Raw genomic sequence first — 23,288 nt, 5'->3', positions numbered from 1 at the left:
GCGCTCATTTTTAATTCTGTAATTTTTTGGATGCGCTATTTTAGACCGAACTAATTAAATGGATCACTAATCTCGTTATTTTGAGGACGCGGATTACTGCCCTGAGCAGGTCGATTATTGTTATTTTGCGGTTGAGGTGTACCTTCTACAGCACTTTCAGATTTCTGTACATCAACTACATTTCCCGATGAATCACGACGCACAATGGTGGTACTAGTAGTCGCCGCATCAGAGCTACGCGGCTTGACCTCAGTTTGGGTTTGCTGCTGTCTAAGTCGTACCGATTCATCTACTTTCGGCAAAGGCACATTTCTCAAACGAATTTCATAAAGCTTTTGATTACTGGCCAATTCCTCTGAACCCAGATTATTGACCAGACTGACATATTGCTGCATGGGCACCACTTCAGGCTTGACTGAGACCGGTAAATTTAACTTCAGTGTAGAGAGTGCCTGATTGGCTTGTGCCGCCGTCTTATATTGGCCATATAACAATACATATTGTTCTGGCTGATTTTCACCCGAGATTCTTAAATAAATAAAAGACTTACGATCGGACTGTTTTTTAAGAAAACTTTTTAAAATGGCTTCATTGGTCACACGAAATAATTCAATGGCATGCTGGTTTTTCGCTTCATTGACAAATTTGGTACCGCGAAATTCCGGCTCATGACTGGCATTCACGACGGTACGCGTATTTAGATCCAGTGGTTTCACTTCCTGAAAAAGCGCACCAAGATGGGTCATTGTGGCTACTTTTTCCGCCTGAATCTGCAATTGAACTTCAGTTTCAGGTTTTTTTTCAATTTCGATGACATCATCTGAATCAGTCACCGCCCAAAAGACTAAGGCAGCAAATAGGCAGCATACACCACAGACCAGCCAGAAATAGTGCTGAACCTTTTGCCAAGGAGTGTGTAATGCTGTCATAAAAACTAAAACCTATGCCTGATTCGCTAAAATTGCCTGTTGCATTCGCTCAAGATCAAAATCCCGAGTAATCACAGCTTTACCTAATTGTTGCAACAACACCAGACGCAATTGTCCATTCAAGACTTTTTTGTCATGGGCCATATATGCCAGGAAATCATCAAGAGGGATTTTAGGACAAACGATCGGAAGTTTGGCACGAGAAATGATTTTTTTTGTACGCTCCAGATCACCTTGAGAAATCCAGCCCATACGCTGTGATAAATCTGCCGCCATGACCATACCTGTTGCAACAGCCTCACCATGTAGCCAGACACCATAACCCAGATAAGATTCAATCGCATGTCCAAAAGTATGCCCCAGATTCAGTAGAGCACGTTCCCCTTGCTCTTTTTCATCATTGGCGACAATCCGGGCCTTGTGCACACAGGAACGATAAACGGCCTCAGCCAGTAGTTTCTCATCACGACTGACCAGAGCATCCATATTCTCTTCAAGCCAGAGCAGAAATAATTCATCACCGAGTAGCGCATACTTAATCACTTCAGCCAAACCTGCCGCAAGTTCACGATCGGGTAAAGTAGAAAGTTGCGACATATCGGCCAGCACCACTTGCGGTTGCTGGAACGCACCAATCATGTTTTTACCCAGTGGATGATTAATCCCGGTTTTTCCACCCACACTGGAATCGACTTGAGACAGTAAAGTCGTTGGTACCTGAATGAAATACACGCCACGCTGGAAACATGCCGAAGCAAAACCGGCCATATCACCAATCACACCACCACCGAGCGCAAGCACCGTACAGTCCCGGTTAAAACCAGCTTCAAGCAATGCATCAAAGATCAGATTCAGATGCTGGCTATCCTTATATTTTTCACCATCGGGCAAAATACAGGTCGCGACATGCTTGTCTAAAGCTTCAATCGCAGTTTGATAATGTTGCAAATAAAGTGGCGCAACCGTGGTATTGCTCACAATCATCACTTGCTTGCCATGAATATAGGGAGCCAATAAGGCCTGTGGATCAAGATCGCTCCCGATAAAAATAGGGTAACGACGTTCTCCGAGTTCTACATATAAGGTTTGCATGTTTGATTAACCACTTTATTCAATGTACTTAGTTCTTGGAAGTAATGAGATTGAGAATCCGCTGCGCCAGATCTCGTGCCGCACCCTGATTGGTCTCAATGATATGATGTGCCACTTCCCGATACAAGGGGTCACGAACTGCCAATAAATCACGTAACTTTTGTTCCGGATTTTCGACTTGGAGGAGTGGACGGTTTTTATCGCGATAGGTACGCTGCAGTTGAATTTCAACCGGCGTATAGAGATAAACGACGATTCCTCGCTGTTTCAGATAATCCCGATTTAAGGTCTGAGTAATGGCACCACCGCCGGTGGCTAAAACCAGATGAGGACGTGAGGTAAGTTCATTAATTACAGCAGTTTCACGGTCACGAAAACCCTGTTCCCCTTCTTTTTCAAAAATCCAGGGAATAGTCGCGCCTGTTTTACGTTCAATTTCATGATCACTGTCTAGAAATTCGCGTCCTAACAATTCTGCGAGATGTCGTCCTACTGTTGTTTTACCGGCCCCCATCGGCCCTACCAAATAAATATTTGGTAGGGTTTCAAACTCTTTGCTTGGCAAGGAGTCACCTATTCGTTTTGTTAAATTCAAAATATATTAATGATTTCTTGAAACACTGTCATTAACAATTCGAGGTGTAACGAAAATCAGTAGCTCACGTTTATTATCCGACTTTAAATCTTTACGGAATAAACGCCCTACATAAGGAATATCCCCCAGGAAAGGTACCTTGGTTTGTGCATTACGGGTTTCCTGCTCAAAAATACCACCTAAGACGACTGTTTCACCATTATCAACCAAAACATTGGTAGTGATCTGGTTTTTGTTAATAGTGAGCTGTCCGGTCGGTGTCGGGTTACCCGGTGAGTCACTGGTAATATTGAGTTCCATCTGTACCTTGCCATCTGGCGTAATGCTTGGTGTGACATCCAGACTTAGCGTAGCATCAATAAATTCCGTAGTAGATACTGCATTCGCACCGCCACCCTCTGCTGACTGGTACGGAATTTGAGAACCAGAGGCAACAGTTGCTTTCTGCTTGTCCGCAGTCAGTACTTTAGGTGTAGAAATCACCTCACCGTAGCCATCTGCCTGAAGTGCAGAAAGCTCCAGATCTAGCATAAAATCAGAAAGACTGATTAAACCAAAGGCGATACGACTTGCACCCGGGCTTGTTACGCCTAAATCCACATTCAGGTTTTGTGGACGCTGAATATCATAGGTATATCCACCGAAATCATTTTCTTCTGGTTCTCTAAGATCCCACAATGTCGTATCGCTACCACCGACCAGAAGGCTATTATTGTTGGTAATGCCTTGTGACAGAATCCCCCACTTCACCCCCATTTCTTTGGTGAAGTCAGTGGTGGCACGTACAATACGCGCCTCAACCATCACCTGCTTGACCTGTACATCGAGCAGATCCACCATATTCCGGATTTTATCGATAAAAGGCTGGGTATCATTCACAATAATAGTATTGGTTCGTGCATCAATAGACACTGAACCACGTGAACTTAATAAACTTTCTTTATCATCATTATTCGTGGTGTTACTTGAACCACCCGAACTAGATGCACCTTTATTTTGAGTGATCAGTTTTTCAATATCTGTAGCTTTAGCATAACTCAGCTGCATATATTCAGTCTGAATAGGGGCAAGTGCAACGCTCTGCTTCAAGGCTTTTGCCTCTTCCTCTTCTGCCTTAATCAATTCTGTCACTGGTGCAATCCAGATCACATTACCATTACGGCGTTTATCCAGGTTTTTGGTTTTCAGTACAATATCCAGTGCCTGATCCCAAGGCACTTCTTTTAGGCGCAAGGTAATATTGCCTTGTACACTATCTGCTGCCACCATATTGATATCGGTAAAATCAGCCAAAAGCTGTAGTACACGACGTACTTCAATATCCTGGAAATCGAGTGAAATTTTCTTGCCGCTATAAGCCACGGTCTTCGGACGTAGCGGACTCTTGGCTTCCGGACGTTTCAAACTGATGGTCAGCTTATTATCCGTTTGATAAGCCATATATTCATAGCTTTCCCCGGACTGGATCGTAATCATGCCTGATCCATTTTGATTCATTGCATCCACACTCGACACAGGCGTCGCAAAATCATTCACATTCAGACGACGGGTCAAATGCGTCGGGATCTTCGTGCCTAAGGTTCGAACAATGATTTTAGTCCCCTGCTGCTGTACATCAACCGGGGTATTATTGCCTGCCAGGTCAATCACCACCTGACCTTCACCTTGAGCCCCACGCTGGAAACTGATATTGCTAATTCCCTGAGCTGACTGCTGTAATACCGGTTGAGCTGTCGCGACTGGCGTGGCTGAGTTGATTTTCAGGATAAAGGTATTCCCTTCAACTCGCGTGGTAAAGACACCAGCATCTGCCAGATTAACAGTCAAACGGGCACGTTGTGCATCCGAAGTCACATCGACCGAACTGGCTTCACGTGTTGCCACCGGAATATTGCTTTGCTTTAAGTTTTGTTGGGCCTGGTCAAAATCTAAAATTAGACGCGAAGGTGATTCTAATTGATAGGCTTGTGGCTGTGGTGGCAAACCATTGAACATCACCCGAATTTCAGTTCCTTGTCCAGGAAGCTGCATAGCTACGATATTGGTCACGGCTACCTGCGCGCTGGCTGCTTGCATCACCGCAATCGCAACAGCACCCATTGAAAACTGACGAAACACACGATTCATTGTATTAGCATCCCCAAAAATAAATTCTTTAATACTCTTATTCATTGTTATTCCCTAAAACTTATGGTGCCGGCCCAATCAGAACCAGACTTCGCGGACGCTCCACATATCCTTCACGGCCATCTGGAATAATCTCAATCAAATCGATCTGCGTTGGTGTAATACCACTCACACGACCATGATTAAGCCCCATATAGCTACCACGCTGTATCCGTTCAATCTCACCGTCCGGTGTCTGGATTAAAGCCAGAATCTGTCCGGCCTGATTACGCATGCTGCCTTTCATGCTCAAGGTTTCCAGAGGATAACTTTCCAGTGGTTGCAATTGACGTGACAAATTTGGATAAACCCGTTTCCCTGCCATAATCTTTAGCTCGGCAGCCAGAGAACTTGGCAGGAAAGGACTTTTGATCTGATGTGCTGCATAGTTGAAGGTTTCAACTGGTATAAAATCGGGTGCAGGTTCAATCGGCAAAGGTGGCTGATTACGAATATTGGCCATTTCCTGATTGACTGCATCAATACGTGAATCACATCCCAGCAATACCAGTCCAAGCGCTAAAACTGAAGTAATTTTAATCCTATTCATTACTGCGCCCCCTGAGTAGTGCTCGTACCTGCTGAAGAAGCCTCGGCATTGCCCACATAACGATAGGTTTTGGCCTTGACCACATAATCAATCACCGGAATCTCAGACTTTTTCTCTTTATTCTCAGTACCGGTAATGGTGAAATCATGCAAGGTAACAATACGCGACAAACCTGCAATACTGCTGACAAAAGAGCCAAAAGCGTGATAATCCCCAGTCGCTTCAATCGCAATGGGCTGTTCAATAAAGAACTCTTGCTTAATTTCAGGTTCCAGACGGATATTTTTAAACTTCAGACCTGAATTGACACCGCTCAGGTTAATATCCTCAACCAGACCCGGAATTTCAGTTTCCTTCGGCAATTGTTCTAATTGCTGGTTAAAACGCGCTTCCATTTCCTGAAGCTGAATCTGATATTGTTGTAGATTACGTAATTTTGATTCCTTTTCACGAAACTCATTCAGCAGGTTTTGTTCCTGGGCACTGGCTTGTGAAATCGATTCAATCGTACTTCTGGTCAGAGCAAAATAAATCAGCATAAATACCAAGATAACAATAAAAATCCAGCAGCTAATCTTGACCGATAAAGGCCAGCTGCCATAATTATTAGGATCTAGGGTATTGAATTGCTGAAAAAATTTCTCAACTGTCATTTTATTTTTAGGTACAGCCACGGCATCCTGGCTGAACTCATCGAATTTTTCATTACTCATGATGATGCCCCCGGAGTGGTATTGGCTGCTTGCTGTTCTTCATTCAGTACCGGTTCAGCGATCTGATCCAGATCCACAGTCACGGTAAAGCTGCCATAAGACTCTTCAACACGTGGAATAATCGAGCTCGGTGCCTTTTCTTTGGATTCTTCAGCCACCAGAAAGGCATTCATAAAGGCGTTTCGGTACCAGGAGGAAGCTTCCAGATTACGCAGTAATTCTGCTACGGTATTTGGACTCTCGGCTCGACCTTCGATGCTAAATTTATCGCCAGTACGCTGAAACTTGGTGATGTACATATTGGCTGGTGTCACCCGTACAATTTCATCAATCAAATGCACCGCGATCGGACGTTGCGTTTGCAAGCCCTGAATCAGCTTCATCCGCTCAACAATGGCATTACGTTGCTCTTGCAAACCTTCTAGCGCTTTTAACTGCACATCCAGATTCTGGTTGGTACTTTGAATCAGCTGATTGGCCTGTTCCTGATCCTGAAGCTTGTGATCATAATAAAACCAGGTTGAACCTGCCGCCGCCAGTCCTAAGAAAAGCGCCCCCACACAGATTGCCACGAATTCATTATTTCTTTTAATTCTTAGCTCATCACGCCAAGGAAGTAAGTTAATCTTTGCCATTAATCAAAACTCCTCAATGCCAAACCACATGCAACCATGAGTGATGACGCGTCATTTTCAATTTTTTTAATATCAATTTGAGGAGAAAAGCCCATTTGCAAAAATGGATTCGCGATCGTGACACGGTAACCGAGTTTTTGTTGTAATAATTTTGCCAGACCTGGAATATTGGCATTCCCGCCGGCCAATAAAATATGATCAATCTCATTAAACTGAGACGATGAAAAGAAGAATTGTAATGACCGCGCTGCCTGTTGCACTACGGCATCCAGGAACGGTTCTAGCACTTCAATATCATAATCATCTGGCAAAGCACGGGTTTTTTTAGCACGCCCGGCTTCTTCAAAAGACAGACCATAACGGTTCTGAATTTCCTGAGTCAGCTGTTTGCCACCGAACACCTGCTCACGGGTATAAATAATTTTGTTGTTCTGCATGACAGACAAGGTGGTCATACTATGTCCAATGTCTAAAATACCGACAGTATTTACCCCCATCGGCAAAGTATCCGAAAACACTTTAAAAGCATTTTCCAGCGCAAAACTTTCTACATCCGCGATCTTGGGTGTCAGTCCGGCAATTTCCAAAACTTCAGAACGTGCTTCAATATTTTCAATGCGGGTTGCCACCAACAGCACATTGACCCGGTTTGGATTGGCAAGACGGTCAGGCAGAACTTCAAAGTCCAGACTGGCTTCATCGAGTGGGAACGGAATATACTGTTCTGCATCCTCACGAATCTGAACTTCACGCTCATCATTCGACATGTCTGCATCCATCTCGATAGTTTTGGTAATCACCATAGAGGTTGGAATGGCAAAAGCGGCATGATTCGACTGGGTGTTGGCCAAATTAATTGCACGCCCAAGGGCATCCGCGACTGCTTCCGGGTTTAAGACGTTTTTTTCAACAACACTGTTTTCCATTAATGGGACCAAAGCATAGCTCTCTACCCAGTAACGGCCACTTTTTACAGAAAGCTCTAAAACCTTAACAGAAGTCGAACTAATATCAACTCCTATTAACCCCTTATTTGGTTTACGATATAACCTGCGCACAATATAATTCCTATTATTTTTTTGTCCCCAATTAAATCTAACTTACTAATCGATCCGATCTATAATTTTATATAGATACAATAACTCATCTAACAATATGTATATCTAAAGGATATACTGATCGGTAATTAGTTCGCCATTAGCTCTTATTAAAACTTACTTGTTATGAAAAAGCTATCTTGTTCAGGCCTTGTTCACCCATTTTTTTTGATCATTATCATTATCCTGATCTCAATTCCGATGGGTTTCTATGGCATGTATCTCTATATTGCCCCATCTTTGCCTGAAATGTCCACGCTTAAAAAGGCGCCTTTATTAAAGCCTTTACAAGTTTTTAGTTCAGATAATGAATTAATTGCTGAGTATGGTGGCAAGCTTTCTGTTCCCGTGAAATATGAACAAATTCCATCCGAGTTTATTCATGCTTTCCTCGCCGCTGAAGATTCCAGCTTTTTCGAGCATAGCGGAATCAGTTTTAAAAGCTTAGGCCGTGCAGTCAGTGAAAGTATCACCGGTTCGGATGTGCAGACCGGTGGTTCCACTATCACCATGCAGGTGGCGAAAAACTATTATCTCAGCCCCGAACGAACACTCAAGCGTAAACTGACTGAAATTTTTCTGGCCCGTAAGATTGAGCAAAGCCTAACCAAAGAAGAAATTCTGACACTCTATGTGAATAAAATCTTCTTGGGTAAGAATGCCTACGGGATCGCAGCAGCAGCCAAAATTTACTATAACAAGAGTTTAGAAGAGCTTTCGATTGCGCAAATGGCCATGATTTCGGGCTTACCTAAAGCGCCTTCTCGATATAATCCGGTGGCCAACCCCAAACGTGCTCTCGAACGTCGCAACTGGATTTTAGGACGTATGCTGCAACTGGGCTATCTGAACCAGAGTCAGTATCAACAAGCGATTGCTGAACCCATCAATCTGGATATGCCTGACCGCAGTACCCGCAATAAATTCCCGTATGTCGGTGAGATGGTGCGTTCTGAACTGGTACAAAACTTTGGCGAACAGGCGGTAGATTCTGGCTACAAGGTCTATACCACTATCCATAGTGAACGCCAGACCTATGCAGAACAGGCGGTACAAGAGGGTCTGGAAGCTTATGACCGTCGACATGGCTGGCGTGGTGCTGAAGCACATGATCAACCGCTGGAAAATTTCCGTGCCTATGCCAACACCTACCCTGCTCAAGTAACCAAGGTTGGCAATTCCAGTTTTGAAGCGTTGATGCAGGATGGCACCACGGTAACTGTACCGTGGTCCGGTATGTCTTGGGCGCGCCCCTTTCGCAATGTCAACAGTGTAGGTGGTGCGCCGAGCAAAGCTTCCGAGATTGTCAAAGTCAAAGATATTATACGTTTACGACCGAATCAGAATAAAACCTCGTGGTCGCTGGTACAAATTCCAAATGTGCAAGGACAGTTGATTGCCATCAATCCAAATAATGGTGCAATTGAAGCCATTGTGGGCGGATACAACTTTTATCAGTCGAAATTTAACCGTGCAATCCAGGGCTGGCGTCAACCCGGCTCTACGATTAAGCCTTTTGTTTATGCACTGGCTTTAGAACGAGGCATGACACCGCATACCATGGTGAATGATGCGCCAATTACCATTGGCAAATGGACACCTCGTAATTCAGATGGCCGTTATCTGGGGATGATCCCGCTACGCCGCGCACTATATCTTTCGCGCAATACCGTTTCAGTGCGTTTATTACAGGCTGTCGGGATTGAACGTACCCGTCAGCTGTTTATGGATTTTGGTTTACAGGACAATCAGATCCCGCGTAACTACACCATCGCACTCGGCACGCCTCAGGTTCTGCCGATTCAGATGGCGACAGGTTATGCGACTTTTGCCAACGGTGGTTACCGGATCCAGCCACATTTCATTACCCGTATTGAAGATGCCTATGGCCATACCATTTTTGAGGCTCAGCCTGAATATGCGTGTATTTCATGTATCAATACCGAAGAAGAACCTGCTCAACCTGCCGACACCATGACCGCAGATGATGAAGCGATTGCAATCAACAATACAAGTCTAGAACAGAAACAGGCTGCACCCAAAGTCTCTGCCGAAGACAGTAATTATCGTCAGGCACAGCGTATTTTAAAATCCAGCTCTGCCTATGACATGGCCAATATTCTGCGTGATGTGATTCAGCACGGTACCGGCCGTGCGGCCTTAAGAATCGGGCGAAATGATATTGGGGGCAAAACCGGAACCACAAATGACGCCAAAGATGCCTGGTTCGCAGGGTTCAATGGCAAACTGGTTACCATCACCTGGGTCGGCTTTGACCAGCCTAAAACCTTGGGACGCCGTGAATATGGTGGTGTGGCAGCCTTACCGATCTGGACCGACTTTATGGGCAATGCCTTAAAAGGTCAGCCAGAAGCATGGGTGCGTTTAGACCGTAATGCCAAGGCACCAGTGAATCGAAGCAAGGCAGTTCAGGGTGATGAAGCGCAGAATGATCCGTCTTCACCACCAATGGCCACTGCGCTTTACCGCCCGGCACCTGTGGTCGTCCCGAAACGGACAGAAACGGATTTCGAAGATCTGCCGGGACAGGAAATCGCTGTGCCAGATGCTACTGAAACAACTGCTCCGCCAGAACAGCCGCTTCAACCAAGCAAAGTGGACGCTTTAGAAAACCTGATTCAAGAAGTGCAATAACCACAACCGACAAACTAGTATAAAAAAGCCCTCAACAATGAGGGCATTTTTATCGGTGAATTTTTATTTTTTCTGAAACAGATAGATCTGATATTGCGCCAGCAATTTAAACTGATCCTGCTGTTCAAGTGCCAGACGGCGTTCAGGTTTGGCCTTGTAAGCATACGGTGTCATAGCAATCAGGTTTTTTAAATCTGTCTGTGGCAAAGTCATCGGGGCATCAATCACCTGCTCACTGAACAGATCAAATTCATCTTGCAGTTGCTCAACAAACTTTTGCGGTTCGTGGGGTTTCACTTCTTCAAAAAGTGCCTCACGCATCGCATATAAATGCTGTGGCGCAGGTGTCACCACCATTAAATAACCTTCAGCTTTTAAAACCCGTAAAATTTCCTGTTTTGGGATCGGGCTGAACAGGCTGGTACACATATCAATCGACTCATCCAGCACCGGTAAAGTCGCCCCGGTTCCTACGACCCAGGTGATATTTTTATTGAGCTTGGCCGCGACCTGAACGGCATTTTTGGCAATATCCACCCCGACGCATTGCAGCACTTCAGCCTGCATGGCATCAGTATAGTAGCCTTCACCACACCCAATATCTAAAAGATTTTCAATACGCAGCTCTCGGAGCTTCTCCACCACGGCCTGTTGCAAAGGCGCATAATGACCCGCACTCAAAAATGCACGACGTGCCTGGACGGACTCAGGCGTATCCCCAGGATTTTTACTGTGTTTATGTTGCACCACATGCAGGTTCACATAGCCTTGCTTGGCCACATCGTAGCTATGATGATTCTCACATCGCCATGTTCTTTCATTTAAGCTCAACTGCTGGCGACAGACTGGGCACATGAGTAAATTCATCATTTTCTCCAAAACAAAAAAGCCGGCCTGCGCCGACTTTTTTCAATGCATCTCTTAGCGCAATTTTAAGGTCATTAGACCCAAAACCACCAGCATAATCGTAATAATCCAGAAACGAATGACGACTTGAGTTTCACGCCAGCCTTTCTTTTCATAATGATGATGCAGCGGTGCCATCAGGAACACGCGTTTATTGCGCATTCTTAATGAACCAATCTGCAAGAATACTGAAATCGCTTCGACCAAGAATACACCCGCCATAATCGCAAAGACGATTTCCTGACGTACCATCACGGCAATCGTCCCCAACATCGCACCCAGTGATAAAGCACCGACATCACCCATAAACACTTGGGCAGGATGGGCGTTATACCACAGGAATGCCAGACCGGCACCAATCATCGCCGCACAGATCACCACCAGTTCAGAGGAATATTTCACATAGGGAATATGCAGGTAATTGGCAAAACGCACGTCTCCGGCCAGATAGGCAAATACACCCAGACCTGCTGCAACCAGTACAATTGGCATAATCGCCAGACCATCCAGACCATCGGTGAGGTTTACCGCATTGGATGCACCATTGATCACAAAATAAGTGAAAATAATGAAGCCAATCCCCAGTGGAATAGCCGACAGCGGAATCGTCAAATCTTTAAAAAATGGAATCAAAAGATCCAGCATATTCGCGGTATGTACCGGATTGGTCTGCTGCTGTGCAATCACATACAGGGCAATACCGACTCCCAATGCACCGACCGAAGTCCAGAAGAATTTTTTCTTCGCAGGCAGACCGGCATTGTCTTTATAACGGATTTTAATCCAGTCATCTGCCCAACCCACGGCACCGAAGATGACCATCACCGCCAGTACAATCCAGACATAAGGATTGGAAAGATCCGCCCAAAGCAGGGTCGAAATACCGATTGAAAGCAGGATTAGTACCCCACCCATGGTCGGCGTACCCATTTTCTTGGCATGGTTTTCAGGGGCATACGAGCTGACCGCCTGACCATATTTGAGTGCCTGAAGCTTGCGAATCATGATAGGACCCAGCACCAGACCAATGGTCAATGCCGTCAGGACACTGAGCAACGCACGTAAAGTTAAATAACGAACCACCTGAAACGTGCTGTCAAAGCCCGCCAAATGTTCAAAGAGCCATAACAGCATTTAGAGTTTCTCCATCAATGCAGCCATCAATGTTTCCATATGGGTATAACGCGACCCTTTAAACAGAAATGACATCGGCTGAGGTTGATGTGTTTCAATCAAATGAATTAAAAATGGCAATGCCTGCTCCTGATTCAGGAAAGCCTGCATTTTCTTACCATATTGGGTACTACGTGCACCTTCCTGTGCGGCAGGTGCAAATTCACCCACAGCCACCACAAAGTTAATGCCTTTGACCGAGACCAGATCTCGACCCAGCTTATAATGTTCCATCGCAGCCGATGAACCGAGTTCACCGATATCACCGGTCACCATGACCCGAATGCCCTGCTGCTGTGCCAAAACTTCAGCTGCTGCACGCATTGAACCAGGATTGGCATTGTAGGTATCATCAATCAGCAAATACTGTTTGTGTTGAATAAAGTTCAAACGGCCTTTGGCACCCACAGCCTGCTCCAGACCGGTCACAATATCATCCAGACCAATCCCGATTGCCAAAGCAAAGGCAGCCGCTGCTGTGGCATTTTCAACATTATGCTCACCGGCAAAGGGCAGCTGAACTGTTTTCGAAGCTTGTGGTGTATGCAGGGTAAAGGTAGAAGATTGCGCATCAAGCACGACATCGCTGGCATACACCTCACCGCCGGCACCAAAACTTAAGCTTTGTTCAGTTTTGACCGCCTGACGAATGGTTTCAGTAAAATCATCTGCGGCAGGAATAATCGAGGTTTCTGTAATATGCGCATAAATTTCAGATTTGGCAGTACAAATGCCATCACGACCGCCGAATTCACCCAAATGCGCAGTCCCGATATTAATAATCCCGGCTACATGCGGCTGTACCATGTTTGAGGTGTAATCAATTTCGCCCTGATGACTTGCACCCAGCTCCATCACTGCATACTGATGTTCGGGACGTAATTCGAGCAACATCACCGGTACGCCGAGGTCATTATTCAGGTTGCCACGCGTGATCAGTGTCGGCGCAAGACGAGACAAGATGCTCCCCAGCATTTCCTTGGTGGTGGTCTTGCCACTGCTGCCGGTCAAGGCAATGACTTTGAGCTGAGGATTCTGCTGACGACGGTATGCGCCCAACCGCCCTAGTGCCAAACGGGTATCGTCTACGACAAGCTGGCAGATATCAATATCGAGCGGTCGACTGACGATCGCAATCTGACAGCCGCTTGCTGCTACTTGTGCCACAAAATCATGGGCATCAAAGCGCTCGCCTTGCAGCGCAAGGAAAACATCCCCTTGTTCAGCATCACGCGAATCGGTCAGAATACGTTTGATGACGTCTGCCGGTTTTTTATTATTGAGCCAATCGCCTTGAGTCGCTTGTTCAAGCTGTTCTGCTGTCCAAGGTGCAAGTGGCACGGTACTGGTTGTTGAGGTATGCATATCTGAATCCTAATACGCTGGATAAGCTGAATCTGCGCTGTGATGCTGGGCATCAATCGCGGCTTGCACTTCGACCACATCATCAAACCAGTGACGTACACCATCAATTTCCTGATAATTTTCGTGACCTTTGCCTGCAATCACCACGATGTCCCCTGCCTGCGCGTGTTTAACGGCAAACTTGATCGCTTCACGACGGTCATGAATTTCATGGTAGCTTTTGCCTAAAAAGTCGATGCCATTTTTCATATCGGCAAAAATTTGTGCAGGATCTTCGGTTCGCGGGTTATCGGAAGTCAAGACCGCAATATCCGAACCTTCTAATGCTGCTTGGGTCATCAGTGGACGCTTGCCGCGGTCACGATCGCCGCCACAGCCAAAGACGGCCCAGAGATTTTGCGCAACATGACGTTTTAAAGTGATGAGAACCTGAGTCAAGGCATCAGGTGTATGCGCATAATCCACTACAAATAGGCGCTCGCCATCACGCAGCACCTGCATCCGGCCTGGTGCACCTTTGAGCTGTGGCACAGTCGCAATCAAGCTACTTAAATCAAATCCGGCCTGCTCTGCCATGATCAGACTGGCGACCAAATTTTCAATATTGAAATGTCCAAGCAGCGGACTGTTCACAACATATTCAGCAGAAGCAGTTTTCAGCTTAAAGGTCGCACCTGAAATGCTGTATTGAATATCCTGAACCTGATAATCCGCAGCTTGACGGGTTGAATAGGTCAAAATTTCTGGCTGTGAGGGATTGTTGCGCGCTGCATCAATCATGATATGAGCATGCGCATCATCCAGGTTGATGACAGCCACTTTTAAACTTTCAAATTTAAATAAAGCAGATTTGGCTTCTGCATAAGCTTGCAGCGTCCCGTGATAATCCAGATGATCGCGACTTAAATTACTATAGCCCGCAATCTCGATATCACAGCCATTCAAGCGACCTTGCTCCAGACCATGCGAACTGGCTTCAATCGAGGCAAATTTAGCACCGGCTTGAGCATAAACATGCAAAGCATTTTGCAATTGCAAAGCATCGAGCGTGGTATGCGACGAGGCTTCCAGATTTGGCAAAATCCCGTTACCTGTAGTCCCCATCACTGCACAAGCTTTGCTTTGCAACATGAACAGTTCCGCAACCAAACGTGAAATCGTGGTTTTACCATTGGTGCCGGTCACTGCAAGAATACCTGCAGCCTGAACAGGTTGGCTGGCTTGTAAGTATTGTTTTTGCCACTGTCCCATCAAATGTCGGACATCAGCAACCACCAGATTGGGTGAGATATCCAATTCGATTTCAGAAATCACCGCTAAGGCACCCTGCTCTAAAGCTTTTTGTGCAAATACTGCCGTTTTTTCTGGTTGTGACAGACTGGTCAAGGCAATAAAAATTTGCCCTGCCTTAACTTTACGGCTATCCAGTTCGAAACCCTGAAAGGCTTGGGTCATCCATTCAGCAGTATCCTGAACGGCGTAGAGATCTTTAAATGTAATAGACATTGATCACCTATTTACTGGACTTTGGGAGATTCTAAAGGTTTGTCCAGAGGGACATTTAGCAGACGCAAGGATTCCTGCATCACGCGTGCAAATACCGGTGCCGATACCGTACCGCCGTAATAGGTGCCTTGCGGATTTTCGACCACCACCACCATGGCAATACGCGGATCACTCACGGGCGCTACGCCAGCAAACAAAGCCCGGTATTCATTGGTAGAATAGCCTTTACGATCGGCACGCAGTTTATGCGCAGTACCGGTTTTCCCTGCCACACGATAACCCGGAATTGTCGCGCGCGTGGCGGTACCGCCAGGCAGAGTTGCTACTTCGAGCATAAGCAAGACCTGATCTGCAATATTGGCATCAATCATTTGCTCACCCTGCGGCTGTTCTTCCAGCTTGTACAGGCTCAGCGGCATTCTCACACCCTTATTGGCCAGCATGGCATAAGCATCCGCCATTTGCAGCACAGTAGCATTCAGACCATAACCATAGGACATGGTTGCCACTTCTGACACATTCCATTTACTTGGTGGCAAGATCAGACCGGCACTTTCACCCGGGAATTTTACTGCTGAGCGTGAGCCAAAACCCAAGCGTTTATAGAAAGTAGGTAGAGTTTCATACGGCAAAGACAAGGCCAGTTTGGCGACACCCACGTTCGAAGATTTCTGGATAATACCGCCCAGTGTTAACTGACCATAGTTATGCGTATCACGAATGGTGTGATTGCCAATTCGCATACTGCCCGGTGTGGTGTTGACCACTGAATTGGCCGTATATTTACCACTTTCCAGAGCCATTGCCACAGTGAAGGGCTTCATGGTCGAACCCGGTTCGAAGGAATCCACTGCACCACGGTTACGCATGGCATCCTTGTTCAGCAGACCATTTTTATCATTCGGATTATATGATGGCCAAGATGACAAGGCCAGAATTTCTCCGGTTTTCACATCGACCGCAATCGCAGTCGCAGAACGGGCATTATTGGCCACACCTGCCGCAGTCAGTTCACGGTACATAATATATTGCAGACGCGAGTCGATACTCAGGGTGATATTCTCGCCCGGCTCGACTTCTTTAATCACTTCCGGCTCTTTAACCCGGTTGCCTTTTTTATCCCGGATAATCTGCTGCTCACCATCTTCACCTGCCAGACGGGTATTGAGCTGCATTTCCAGACCTTCAATCCCGGTGCCTTCACTATTGGTCAGACCAATAATCTGTGAATTGGGCTGTGGCTGCGGATAATAACGTTTGTAGTTTTTCTCGGTATACACGCCTTGAAAATTACGCTTCATGATCAGTTCAGCCTGTTGTGGCGGAACTTCTTTTTTCAGGATCAGATAACGAGAACGCGGGCGTTCTTGCATTTTTTTGCGTAGTTCTGCCCGATCCATACCGACTGCATCGGCCAGTTCATCCAGATTCAGGTTTTTATCCGGCAACTGGCGTTTCAGCTTGCGGCTATCTGGCTCTTTTTCTAGTGCCAGTATGGTCTCGTCATAGAGTTTTTTATTGTCAAAATAGTCACGTGGATCAATCACGATTTTCATGATCGGCGTACTGATCGCCAGCGGCACCCCATTACGGTCATAAATTACGCCACGCATGGCCTTGATGGTATTGGTTCTTAAAATATTGGCATTGGCTTTATTTTGCAAAAAATCTTTATTGATAATCTGCACATAGAAGGCACGGCAAATCAGTGTAATAAAACACAGCAACACCACCGCCCACATGATATAGAAACGATTGATATAAACATTTGAGGCGTTTTTGTCGGTAACTGATTGTTTTTTACGTACCGCTTGCTTCTTTCTTTTGTCTATCATGTCCGAGCGCTAGCCTTATTTTTTCTCATTTGAAGTTTGTGGTAAAGAAATGACAACACTTTGTGAAACCGGGGGAGAATACATGCGCAGCTGGGTGACAGCACGTGTACCAATCTGCGCAGTTGCACCAAAAGTTTGCTGTTCAATTAACAAACGTCCCCAATCTGCATTCAGGTCATCACGCTCACGCAGATAAGTGCTCAGTTTTCTGGTGTCCTGACGATATTCAAACACCTGAAATACCACAAAGACTGCACTGATGAAGACCATCAGTATCAAGACGAGATAGATGCAGGCTTGTTTAAGCCACAACTTTTCTGTTTTTTTATCAACCACTTCAGTTTTCATGATGTGCCTATTAAGCTAAACGTTCTGCGACCCGGAGCCATGCACTACGTGAACGAGGATTGGCTTTGACTTCTTCGTCACTGGCTTTTACGCGGGATACCTTCTTTAAACGTCGTGTATCTTTTTGCTGCCCCGGCATTCCCCAGCCAAAATCTTCGTCTAATGTAGATTCTTTTTGAATAAATTGTTTGATCAAACGGTCTTCCAGAGAGTGAAAGCTAATTACGGCCAAACGTGCCTCAGGTTTTAAAACCTCAACTGCTTGAGGCAAGAAGATTTCAATATCTTCTAATTCTTTATTAATAGCAATACGAATCGCCTGGAAAGTACGCGTCGCAGCATGCTTATTTTTTTCCCATTTTGGATGCGCGACTTTCACAATTTCCGCAAGTTGAGCCGTGGTCTCAATCTGCCCTGCCGCCTTGATGGCTTTGGCAATCCGGCGACTATAACGCTCTTCACCGTATTTAAAAATGATATTGGCCAGTGCTTCTTCTTCAATTTCAAGCAGCCATTCTGCTGCAGTTGGACCTTGAGAATTGTCCATGCGCATGTCTAGCGGGCCATCTTTCATAAAACTGAAACCACGTTCGGCCTGATCCAGCTGCGGCGAAGACACGCCTAAATCTGCCATCACCCCATCCACGGTCTCAATCCCAAGCTCAGCCAGTGCGTCTTTCAGATCGGCAAAGCTGGCATGAATAATTTTAAAACGTGGATCCTCTTGTTCTAAGATTGCTGCCGTCTCTAGGGCCTGAGGATCTTTATCAAAGCCATACACACGTGCATGTTCATCTAATTTTGATAACAATAAACGGGTATGTCCGCCACGACCAAAAGTACCGTCTACATAAATTCCCGTATTGCGACCTGCCAACAAGGCATCAATCGTTTCGTGAAGTAATACAGAAATATGTGACATAAAAACTCAATCAATAGGGCGAAAAATTTAACTGCACATTATCACCCTGTTTCAGCAAAGCTCCAAACGACTTTTTGTAGATAAATATTACTTTCCATAGAGAAAACCGTTTTTATTTGAGTGTCGTCAATAAAAAAGCCTCCGCAAGGGAGGCCTGTTTATCTGTAATTCGTCTTCAAATCAGCAGATTAACGTTTTGAGTTATAAATCTGATCAAAAATCGCGCCATTCACAAAATGGGTTTTCTGTGCATTGGCCCAGCCGCCAAACACTCCATCAATGGTAAAAGTTTTGATTTTCGGGAATTGTGCTGAATATTTGGCTAATACTTTCTCATTGCGCGGACGGTAGAAATGTTTGGCTGCCATTTCCTGACCCAATGGAGAATACAGGTAGTTGATATAACCTGTTGCCAACCATTTATTGCCATTTTTATCCACGGTACGATCGACAATGGCCACCGATGGTTCGGTCAAAATCGTAATTGACGGATAAATAATATCAAACTTGTCTTTACCCAAAGTCTTTTGGGTAACCAGTGCTTCATTTTCCCAAGTCAGCAATACATCACCAATGCCACGCTCAGCAAACGTGGTCATCGAAGCACGTGCTGCTGAGTCCATCACTTTGACATTTTTATAGAGTTTACCGACAAAGTCCTGTGCTTTGGCTTTATTACCCCCCGGCTGTTTCTCGGCATAGCCCCAAGCAGACAGGTATACCCAACGTGGCAAACCACCGGTTTTCGGGTTGGGGGTAATAATTTCTACGCCTGGCTTGGTCAGATCACTCCAGTCCTTGATGCCCTTCGGATTGCCTTTGCGCACCATAAACACGATGGTTGAGGTATAAGGTGCAGAATTATGCGGAAACTCTTTTTGCCAGCCGGGTTGAATCTGACCAGATTTCACGATTTCTTCGATGTCATTGGCCAGCGCCAAAGTCACCACATCGCCTTTTAGGCCATCGACCACCGAACGTGCCTGCTTGCCCGAACCACCATGTGACTGTTTAAAGTTCACATCCAGACCGGTACGGTTTTTCCAGTAAGCACCAAATGATTTATTGAATTCATCATAGAATTCACGGGTTGCATCATAAGACACGTTTAGAAATTGACGATCAGCCGCCTGTGAGACAGTCGCTGTCAAGCCTAGACCTGTAGCCAATAAGGCAACGCTAAATAACGATTTTAATTGATTTTTCATGAGCGCACGGGAGTTTATCTTGTATAGATATAACTATATGAAATAAAATCATTTATCGCAATTCAACCTACAACATCACAACACGATATAATCAAAGGTTTTTTATTCTTAATCATCTGTTTTTAAAAACAAAATATAGCCAGTCATTTCACTTATTTCGAATATATAGAATTTTATGCATTAAATATAAAAAAAACGGATAACGCTTTATCCGTTTTCTTCATTCAATTTAGATTCAAGCTTGTTATCGCTTTTCATTATAAATCTGGTCATAAATCGCCCCATTCACAAAATGGGTTTTTTGCGCTTTTGCCCAGCCACCAAAGACTTTATCAATGGTAAAGGTTTGAGTTTTCGGAAATTGGACGGAATATTTGGCAGCCACTTTAGCATCGCGTGGACGGAAGAAATATTTCGCAGCCAACTCCTGCCCTTTCGGGGAATACAGATAATTCAAATAGCCTTTCGCCAGATTGGCATTGCCATTTTTATTCACATTTTTATCAACGATTGCCACCGATGGCTCGGCCAGAATTGAAATAGAGGGATAGATGATATCGTACTTGTCCTTACCTAGACCTTGCGTTGCCAGCAAAGCTTCATTTTCCCAAGATAATAGTACATCGCCAATACCGCGCTCGGCAAAAGTCGTCAGTGAACCACGGGCACCGGAATCCAACACTTTGACATTTTGATAAAGCTTTTTGACCAGATCTCGGGCTTTGGCATCATTGCCACCGGGCTGTTTCAGCGCATAGCCCCAAGCAGACAGATAGATCCAACGTGGCGCTCCACCAGTTTTCGGGTTAGGCGTAATAATCTCGACACCCGGTTTGGTCAGATCATTCCAGTCCTTGATTTGCTTGGGATTAGCCTTACGCACCAAAAAAACGATTGTCGATGTATACGGTGCTGAATTATTTGAAAACTCTTTTTGCCAGCCTTTCTCGATTAAACCGGCATTGACGATTTCCTCAATGTCATTGGCCAAAGCCAAAGTCACCACATCGGCCTGCAAACCATCGACGACCGAACGTGCCTGCTTGCCTGAACCGCCATGTGACTGTTTAAAATTGATTGTCTGTCCGGTTTTCTGCTTCCAGAACTGGCCAAACTCCTGATTATATTCTTGGTAAAATTCACGGGTCGGATCATAAGAGACATTCAGGAAATCTTTGGCCATTACATTTTGCATGGTGGTTGCTGTAAATATTGTCAAGATTGCGGTTGCTATTATTTTTTTCATGTTATGTGACTCATTATTGAGATAACCACACTGTATAAATAAAAAATAAATATAAAAATCATGTGTTTATAATAATATTGATGATCTATTTCTGATTTTGAGATATCTGCTAACAATTAAACCTGGATACATATTCTGCTAAAAAATTAATCTCCTGCTACAATATAAGACAGTTCTTCACGTTCTCTTCACAGTTGTCTGTTAAAAATAGGCCGCCAGAAGAGAGAATTACGATTTTTAGTAATTTTCCATAGATGTTATATTAATTTTTTGTAAAAAATGTGACTTGGTTCTACTTCTTTATAATCAACTGTGATTAAATTGTAGACGGAGTATTAAAAAAACATTTTTAACAGAATAAAACCAACCAGAAGCAAGGAGGAAGTTTGGATATGAAATTTAAATTATTCACAGCTAGCATCCTAAGTCTGATCATGCTGTTTTCGATTCAACTGGGTCATGCCGTCGTTGTGAAGACAGATTTGCAGAAGGCCTCAGTCAATACTGTTGAAAGCAAGACATCGCCGATTGAAAAAGCAATTCAACAACAAAAAAGCGAAAAAACCCTGCATACAGACGATAATCTTAAAGTCTTAACTGCGCTGAAAGTCGCACCTTCACAAAATTTCTTTGCAGCACAAAATTATCGCTTTACCCGCTTCGTACAAAGCATATTTTCTAGCGATCATTCTTAATCAGTTTTAACCAACTCGAATAACAGCAGGATTTAAAGCCACATCACTGAATGTTGAATAAAGCATTAAGTGATGTGGCTTTTTCGCTATAATAGAACCAAATTTATATTCTAGATTATATCCGGCTATGACTGTTCGTACTCGTATTGCACCTTCTCCTACAGGTTTTCCTCATGTAGGTACTGCCTATATTGCCTTGTTTAACTTATGTTTTGCTAAACAGCATGGGGGTGAATTCATCCTTCGTATTGAAGATACCGACCAACTGCGCTCAACACCTGAATCTGAAAAAATGATCCTGGATTCATTGCGCTGGCTCGGTCTCAACTGGTCTGAAGGTCCAGATGTGGGTGGCCCACATGCACCGTACCGCCAGTCAGAACGTATGGATATTTATAAAAACTATGCGCTGGAACTGGTTGAAAAAGGTCATGCCTTCTACTGTTTCGCCACTGCCGAAGAACTGGATCAAATGCGTGCTGAACAGCAAGCACGTGGTGAATCTCCACGTTATGACGGTCGAGGCTTAAACCTTTCTCAAGCAGAGGTCGAGCGTCGTTTGGCTGCTGGCGAAGCACATGTGATTCGCATGAAAGTACCGACTGAAGGTATTTGTAAATTTAATGACATGCTGCGTGGTGAAGTCGAGATTCCATGGGCGCAGGTCGACATGCAGATTCTGCTGAAAACTGACGGCTTGCCAACCTATCATTTGGCCAACGTGGTGGATGACCATTTAATGCAAATCACGCATGTGATTCGTGGTGAAGAATGGATTCCGTCTGCACCGAAGCATCAGTTGCTGTACCAGTACTTCGGTTGGGAGATGCCGGTGCTGTGTCACATGCCACTGCTACGCAACCCGGACAAATCAAAATTGTCTAAGCGTAAAAACCCAACTTCAATCAACTATTACAAAGATATCGGTGTACTGCCTGAAGCCTTGTTGAACTACTTGGGTCGTATGGGCTGGTCAATGCCAGATGAAAGTGAAAAATTCACATTGGCAGAAATGATTGAACATTTTGATATCAAACGCGTATCACTCGGTGGTCCAATCTTTGATGTTGAAAAACTCAACTGGCTCAATGGTCAATGGATCAAAGCCCTTTCTCCTGCTGAATTGCTCGATACGCTGCTGGCATGGAAAGCAGACCGTGCCAAATTAGAAGAAATCGCAGCTGCGATTCAACCACGTATCAACTTGCTGTCTGAAGCAGTGAACTGGTCTGCGCATTACTTCAACCACTTCCCGGCCCTGACTCAGGAGCAGTTTGTCAGCAAAAAACTGTCTGACGAACAGGTACGTCAAAGCTTGCAGTTTGCCATTTGGCGTTTAGAAAGCCTGTTCACCTGGAACAACGACACGGTCAGCCAAACCTTGATGGATTTGGCAGCACAAATGGAAATTAAACTGCGTGACTTCATGCCGGCCTTCTTTATTGCCATTGCCGGCTCAACTGCATCTACCCCGGTGATGCAGACTATGGTCACCATTGGCCCTGATTTGACCTTCGCACGTTTACGTCATGCGCTGGAAATTGTCGGTGGCCCAAGCAAAAAAGAGCTGAAAGTCTGGGAAAAACTCAATGAAAGCTTAAAATTGCCGAAAAATGAAGCGGTTGATCAAGCTTAATTAATTTTTTTGTTGA

20 protein-coding genes are annotated in these 23,288 nt (G+C 45.0%); 3 read left to right on the top strand and 17 right to left on the bottom strand.

Annotated features, from left to right (window positions below; translation table 11 throughout):
* Positions 1 to 50: 50 nt before the first annotated feature.
* The 8 genes from LOZ91_RS04340 to LOZ91_RS04305 are packed head-to-tail and all read right to left on the bottom strand — an operon-like array spanning position 51 to position 7,738.
* On the bottom strand, positions 51 to 929 hold the full coding sequence (locus LOZ91_RS04340) for a hypothetical protein (protein WP_244782715.1): 879 nt from the start codon (positions 927 to 929) through the stop codon (positions 51 to 53).
* 12 nt (positions 930 to 941) lie between these two features.
* On the bottom strand, positions 942 to 2,021 hold the full coding sequence (aroB, locus tag LOZ91_RS04335) for a 3-dehydroquinate synthase (protein ID WP_244782714.1): 1,080 nt from the start codon (positions 2,019 to 2,021) through the stop codon (positions 942 to 944).
* A gap of 28 nt (positions 2,022 to 2,049) precedes the next feature.
* Positions 2,050 to 2,586, bottom strand: coding sequence for a shikimate kinase AroK (aroK, locus tag LOZ91_RS04330; RefSeq protein ID WP_244782713.1), 537 nt, complete (start codon positions 2,584 to 2,586; stop codon positions 2,050 to 2,052).
* A 36-nt stretch (positions 2,587 to 2,622) separates the two neighbouring features.
* On the bottom strand, positions 2,623 to 4,788 hold the full coding sequence (locus LOZ91_RS04325; protein WP_244782712.1) for a type IV pilus secretin PilQ family protein: 2,166 nt from the start codon (positions 4,786 to 4,788) through the stop codon (positions 2,623 to 2,625).
* A 16-nt stretch (positions 4,789 to 4,804) separates the two neighbouring features.
* The gene (locus tag LOZ91_RS04320) at positions 4,805 to 5,332 is read right to left on the bottom strand and encodes a pilus assembly protein PilP (protein ID WP_244782711.1); all 528 of its coding nucleotides are present in this window, start codon (positions 5,330 to 5,332) and stop codon (positions 4,805 to 4,807) included.
* Positions 5,332 to 6,045: a type 4a pilus biogenesis protein PilO gene (locus LOZ91_RS04315; protein WP_005094323.1), complete on the bottom strand. Its 714-nt coding sequence runs from the start codon at positions 6,043 to 6,045 to the stop codon at positions 5,332 to 5,334. Before LOZ91_RS04315 ends, LOZ91_RS04320 begins: the two co-directional genes overlap by 1 nt.
* A complete protein-coding gene (locus LOZ91_RS04310) occupies positions 6,042 to 6,680 on the bottom strand; it encodes a PilN domain-containing protein (RefSeq protein WP_005094324.1) in 639 nt (212 codons plus the stop codon). Before LOZ91_RS04310 ends, LOZ91_RS04315 begins: the two co-directional genes overlap by 4 nt.
* Entirely contained in the window at positions 6,680 to 7,738 is a 1,059-nt protein-coding gene (locus tag LOZ91_RS04305; protein WP_005094327.1) for a pilus assembly protein PilM, read from the bottom strand. The genes LOZ91_RS04310 and LOZ91_RS04305 overlap by 1 nt, the downstream gene beginning before the upstream one ends.
* Before the next feature lie 165 nt (positions 7,739 to 7,903).
* Here LOZ91_RS04305 and ponA point away from each other — a divergent pair, with 165 nt between their 5' ends.
* A complete protein-coding gene (gene ponA, locus LOZ91_RS04300) occupies positions 7,904 to 10,432 on the top strand; it encodes a penicillin-binding protein PBP1a (RefSeq protein WP_180075316.1) in 2,529 nt (842 codons plus the stop codon).
* Positions 10,433 to 10,495: 63 nt separating this feature from the next.
* Here the strand turns inward: ponA and LOZ91_RS04295 are convergent, their stop codons facing one another.
* From LOZ91_RS04295 to LOZ91_RS04255, 9 genes are all read right to left on the bottom strand, one after another.
* Positions 10,496 to 11,299: a putative RNA methyltransferase gene (locus LOZ91_RS04295; RefSeq protein ID WP_244782710.1), complete on the bottom strand. Its 804-nt coding sequence runs from the start codon at positions 11,297 to 11,299 to the stop codon at positions 10,496 to 10,498.
* Positions 11,300 to 11,353: 54 nt separating this feature from the next.
* On the bottom strand, positions 11,354 to 12,472 hold the full coding sequence (gene mraY / locus LOZ91_RS04290) for a phospho-N-acetylmuramoyl-pentapeptide-transferase (protein ID WP_005094334.1): 1,119 nt from the start codon (positions 12,470 to 12,472) through the stop codon (positions 11,354 to 11,356).
* A complete protein-coding gene (gene murF, locus LOZ91_RS04285) occupies positions 12,473 to 13,876 on the bottom strand; it encodes a UDP-N-acetylmuramoyl-tripeptide--D-alanyl-D-alanine ligase (RefSeq protein WP_244782709.1) in 1,404 nt (467 codons plus the stop codon). It abuts the gene before it with no gap.
* Between the two features lie 9 nt (positions 13,877 to 13,885).
* Complete coding sequence (locus LOZ91_RS04280; RefSeq protein WP_100355178.1) at positions 13,886 to 15,382, bottom strand: UDP-N-acetylmuramoyl-L-alanyl-D-glutamate--2,6-diaminopimelate ligase; 1,497 nt, start codon at positions 15,380 to 15,382, stop codon at positions 13,886 to 13,888.
* An 11-nt stretch (positions 15,383 to 15,393) separates the two neighbouring features.
* A complete protein-coding gene (gene ftsI / locus LOZ91_RS04275; RefSeq protein ID WP_005094342.1) occupies positions 15,394 to 17,217 on the bottom strand; it encodes a penicillin-binding protein PBP3 in 1,824 nt (607 codons plus the stop codon).
* A gap of 15 nt (positions 17,218 to 17,232) precedes the next feature.
* Complete coding sequence (gene ftsL / locus LOZ91_RS04270; protein WP_244782708.1) at positions 17,233 to 17,565, bottom strand: cell division protein FtsL; 333 nt, start codon at positions 17,563 to 17,565, stop codon at positions 17,233 to 17,235.
* Between the two features lie 10 nt (positions 17,566 to 17,575).
* Entirely contained in the window at positions 17,576 to 18,487 is a 912-nt protein-coding gene (rsmH, locus tag LOZ91_RS04265) for a 16S rRNA (cytosine(1402)-N(4))-methyltransferase RsmH (protein ID WP_005094346.1), read from the bottom strand.
* A gap of 188 nt (positions 18,488 to 18,675) precedes the next feature.
* Positions 18,676 to 19,695 carry a sulfate ABC transporter substrate-binding protein gene (locus LOZ91_RS04260; protein ID WP_244782707.1) on the bottom strand — a complete coding sequence of 340 codons (1,020 nt, stop codon included), beginning with the start codon at positions 19,693 to 19,695 and terminating at the stop codon, positions 18,676 to 18,678.
* Between the two features lie 244 nt (positions 19,696 to 19,939).
* Positions 19,940 to 20,941: a sulfate ABC transporter substrate-binding protein gene (locus LOZ91_RS04255; protein WP_244782706.1), complete on the bottom strand. Its 1,002-nt coding sequence runs from the start codon at positions 20,939 to 20,941 to the stop codon at positions 19,940 to 19,942.
* A 392-nt stretch (positions 20,942 to 21,333) separates the two neighbouring features.
* Between LOZ91_RS04255 and LOZ91_RS04250 the strand changes: the two genes are divergently transcribed.
* Both LOZ91_RS04250 and gltX read left to right on the top strand, forming a co-directional pair.
* The gene (locus LOZ91_RS04250) at positions 21,334 to 21,636 is read left to right on the top strand and encodes a hypothetical protein (RefSeq protein WP_244782705.1); all 303 of its coding nucleotides are present in this window, start codon (positions 21,334 to 21,336) and stop codon (positions 21,634 to 21,636) included.
* A 127-nt stretch (positions 21,637 to 21,763) separates the two neighbouring features.
* Positions 21,764 to 23,272, top strand: a complete 1,509-nt coding sequence (gltX, locus tag LOZ91_RS04245; RefSeq protein ID WP_005094353.1) for a glutamate--tRNA ligase — start codon at positions 21,764 to 21,766, stop codon at positions 23,270 to 23,272.
* Positions 23,273 to 23,288: the final 16 nt, after the last annotated feature.

This window comes from Acinetobacter sp. F-1 (assembly GCF_022869025.1).
GTDB lineage: Bacteria > Pseudomonadota > Gammaproteobacteria > Pseudomonadales > Moraxellaceae > Acinetobacter > Acinetobacter pseudolwoffii.
Note: the sequence above shows the minus strand (reverse complement) of the source record. Positions and strands in the feature narration are given on the sequence as shown.

Coding starts and splice junctions, on each gene's coding strand:
- ftsI (WP_005094342.1), bottom strand. CDS start 17,217: ATGATAGACAAAAGAAAGAAGCAAGCGGTACGTAAAAAACAATCAGTT.
- LOZ91_RS04315 (WP_005094323.1), bottom strand. CDS start 6,045: ATGAGTAATGAAAAATTCGATGAGTTCAGCCAGGATGCCGTGGCTGTA.
- LOZ91_RS04260 (WP_244782707.1), bottom strand. CDS start 19,695: ATGAAAAATCAATTAAAATCGTTATTTAGCGTTGCCTTATTGGCTACA.
- LOZ91_RS04280 (WP_100355178.1), bottom strand. CDS start 15,382: ATGTCTATTACATTTAAAGATCTCTACGCCGTTCAGGATACTGCTGAA.
- aroB (WP_244782714.1), bottom strand. CDS start 2,021: ATGCAAACCTTATATGTAGAACTCGGAGAACGTCGTTACCCTATTTTT.
- LOZ91_RS04310 (WP_005094324.1), bottom strand. CDS start 6,680: ATGGCAAAGATTAACTTACTTCCTTGGCGTGATGAGCTAAGAATTAAA.
- LOZ91_RS04325 (WP_244782712.1), bottom strand. CDS start 4,788: ATGAATAAGAGTATTAAAGAATTTATTTTTGGGGATGCTAATACAATG.
- murF (WP_244782709.1), bottom strand. CDS start 13,876: ATGCATACCTCAACAACCAGTACCGTGCCACTTGCACCTTGGACAGCA.
- gltX (WP_005094353.1), top strand. CDS start 21,764: ATGACTGTTCGTACTCGTATTGCACCTTCTCCTACAGGTTTTCCTCAT.
- mraY (WP_005094334.1), bottom strand. CDS start 12,472: ATGCTGTTATGGCTCTTTGAACATTTGGCGGGCTTTGACAGCACGTTT.
- LOZ91_RS04340 (WP_244782715.1), bottom strand. CDS start 929: ATGACAGCATTACACACTCCTTGGCAAAAGGTTCAGCACTATTTCTGG.
- LOZ91_RS04250 (WP_244782705.1), top strand. CDS start 21,334: ATGAAATTTAAATTATTCACAGCTAGCATCCTAAGTCTGATCATGCTG.
- ponA (WP_180075316.1), top strand. CDS start 7,904: ATGAAAAAGCTATCTTGTTCAGGCCTTGTTCACCCATTTTTTTTGATC.
- LOZ91_RS04295 (WP_244782710.1), bottom strand. CDS start 11,299: ATGAATTTACTCATGTGCCCAGTCTGTCGCCAGCAGTTGAGCTTAAAT.
- ftsL (WP_244782708.1), bottom strand. CDS start 17,565: ATGAAAACTGAAGTGGTTGATAAAAAAACAGAAAAGTTGTGGCTTAAA.
- rsmH (WP_005094346.1), bottom strand. CDS start 18,487: ATGTCACATATTTCTGTATTACTTCACGAAACGATTGATGCCTTGTTG.
- LOZ91_RS04320 (WP_244782711.1), bottom strand. CDS start 5,332: ATGAATAGGATTAAAATTACTTCAGTTTTAGCGCTTGGACTGGTATTG.
- LOZ91_RS04255 (WP_244782706.1), bottom strand. CDS start 20,941: ATGAAAAAAATAATAGCAACCGCAATCTTGACAATATTTACAGCAACC.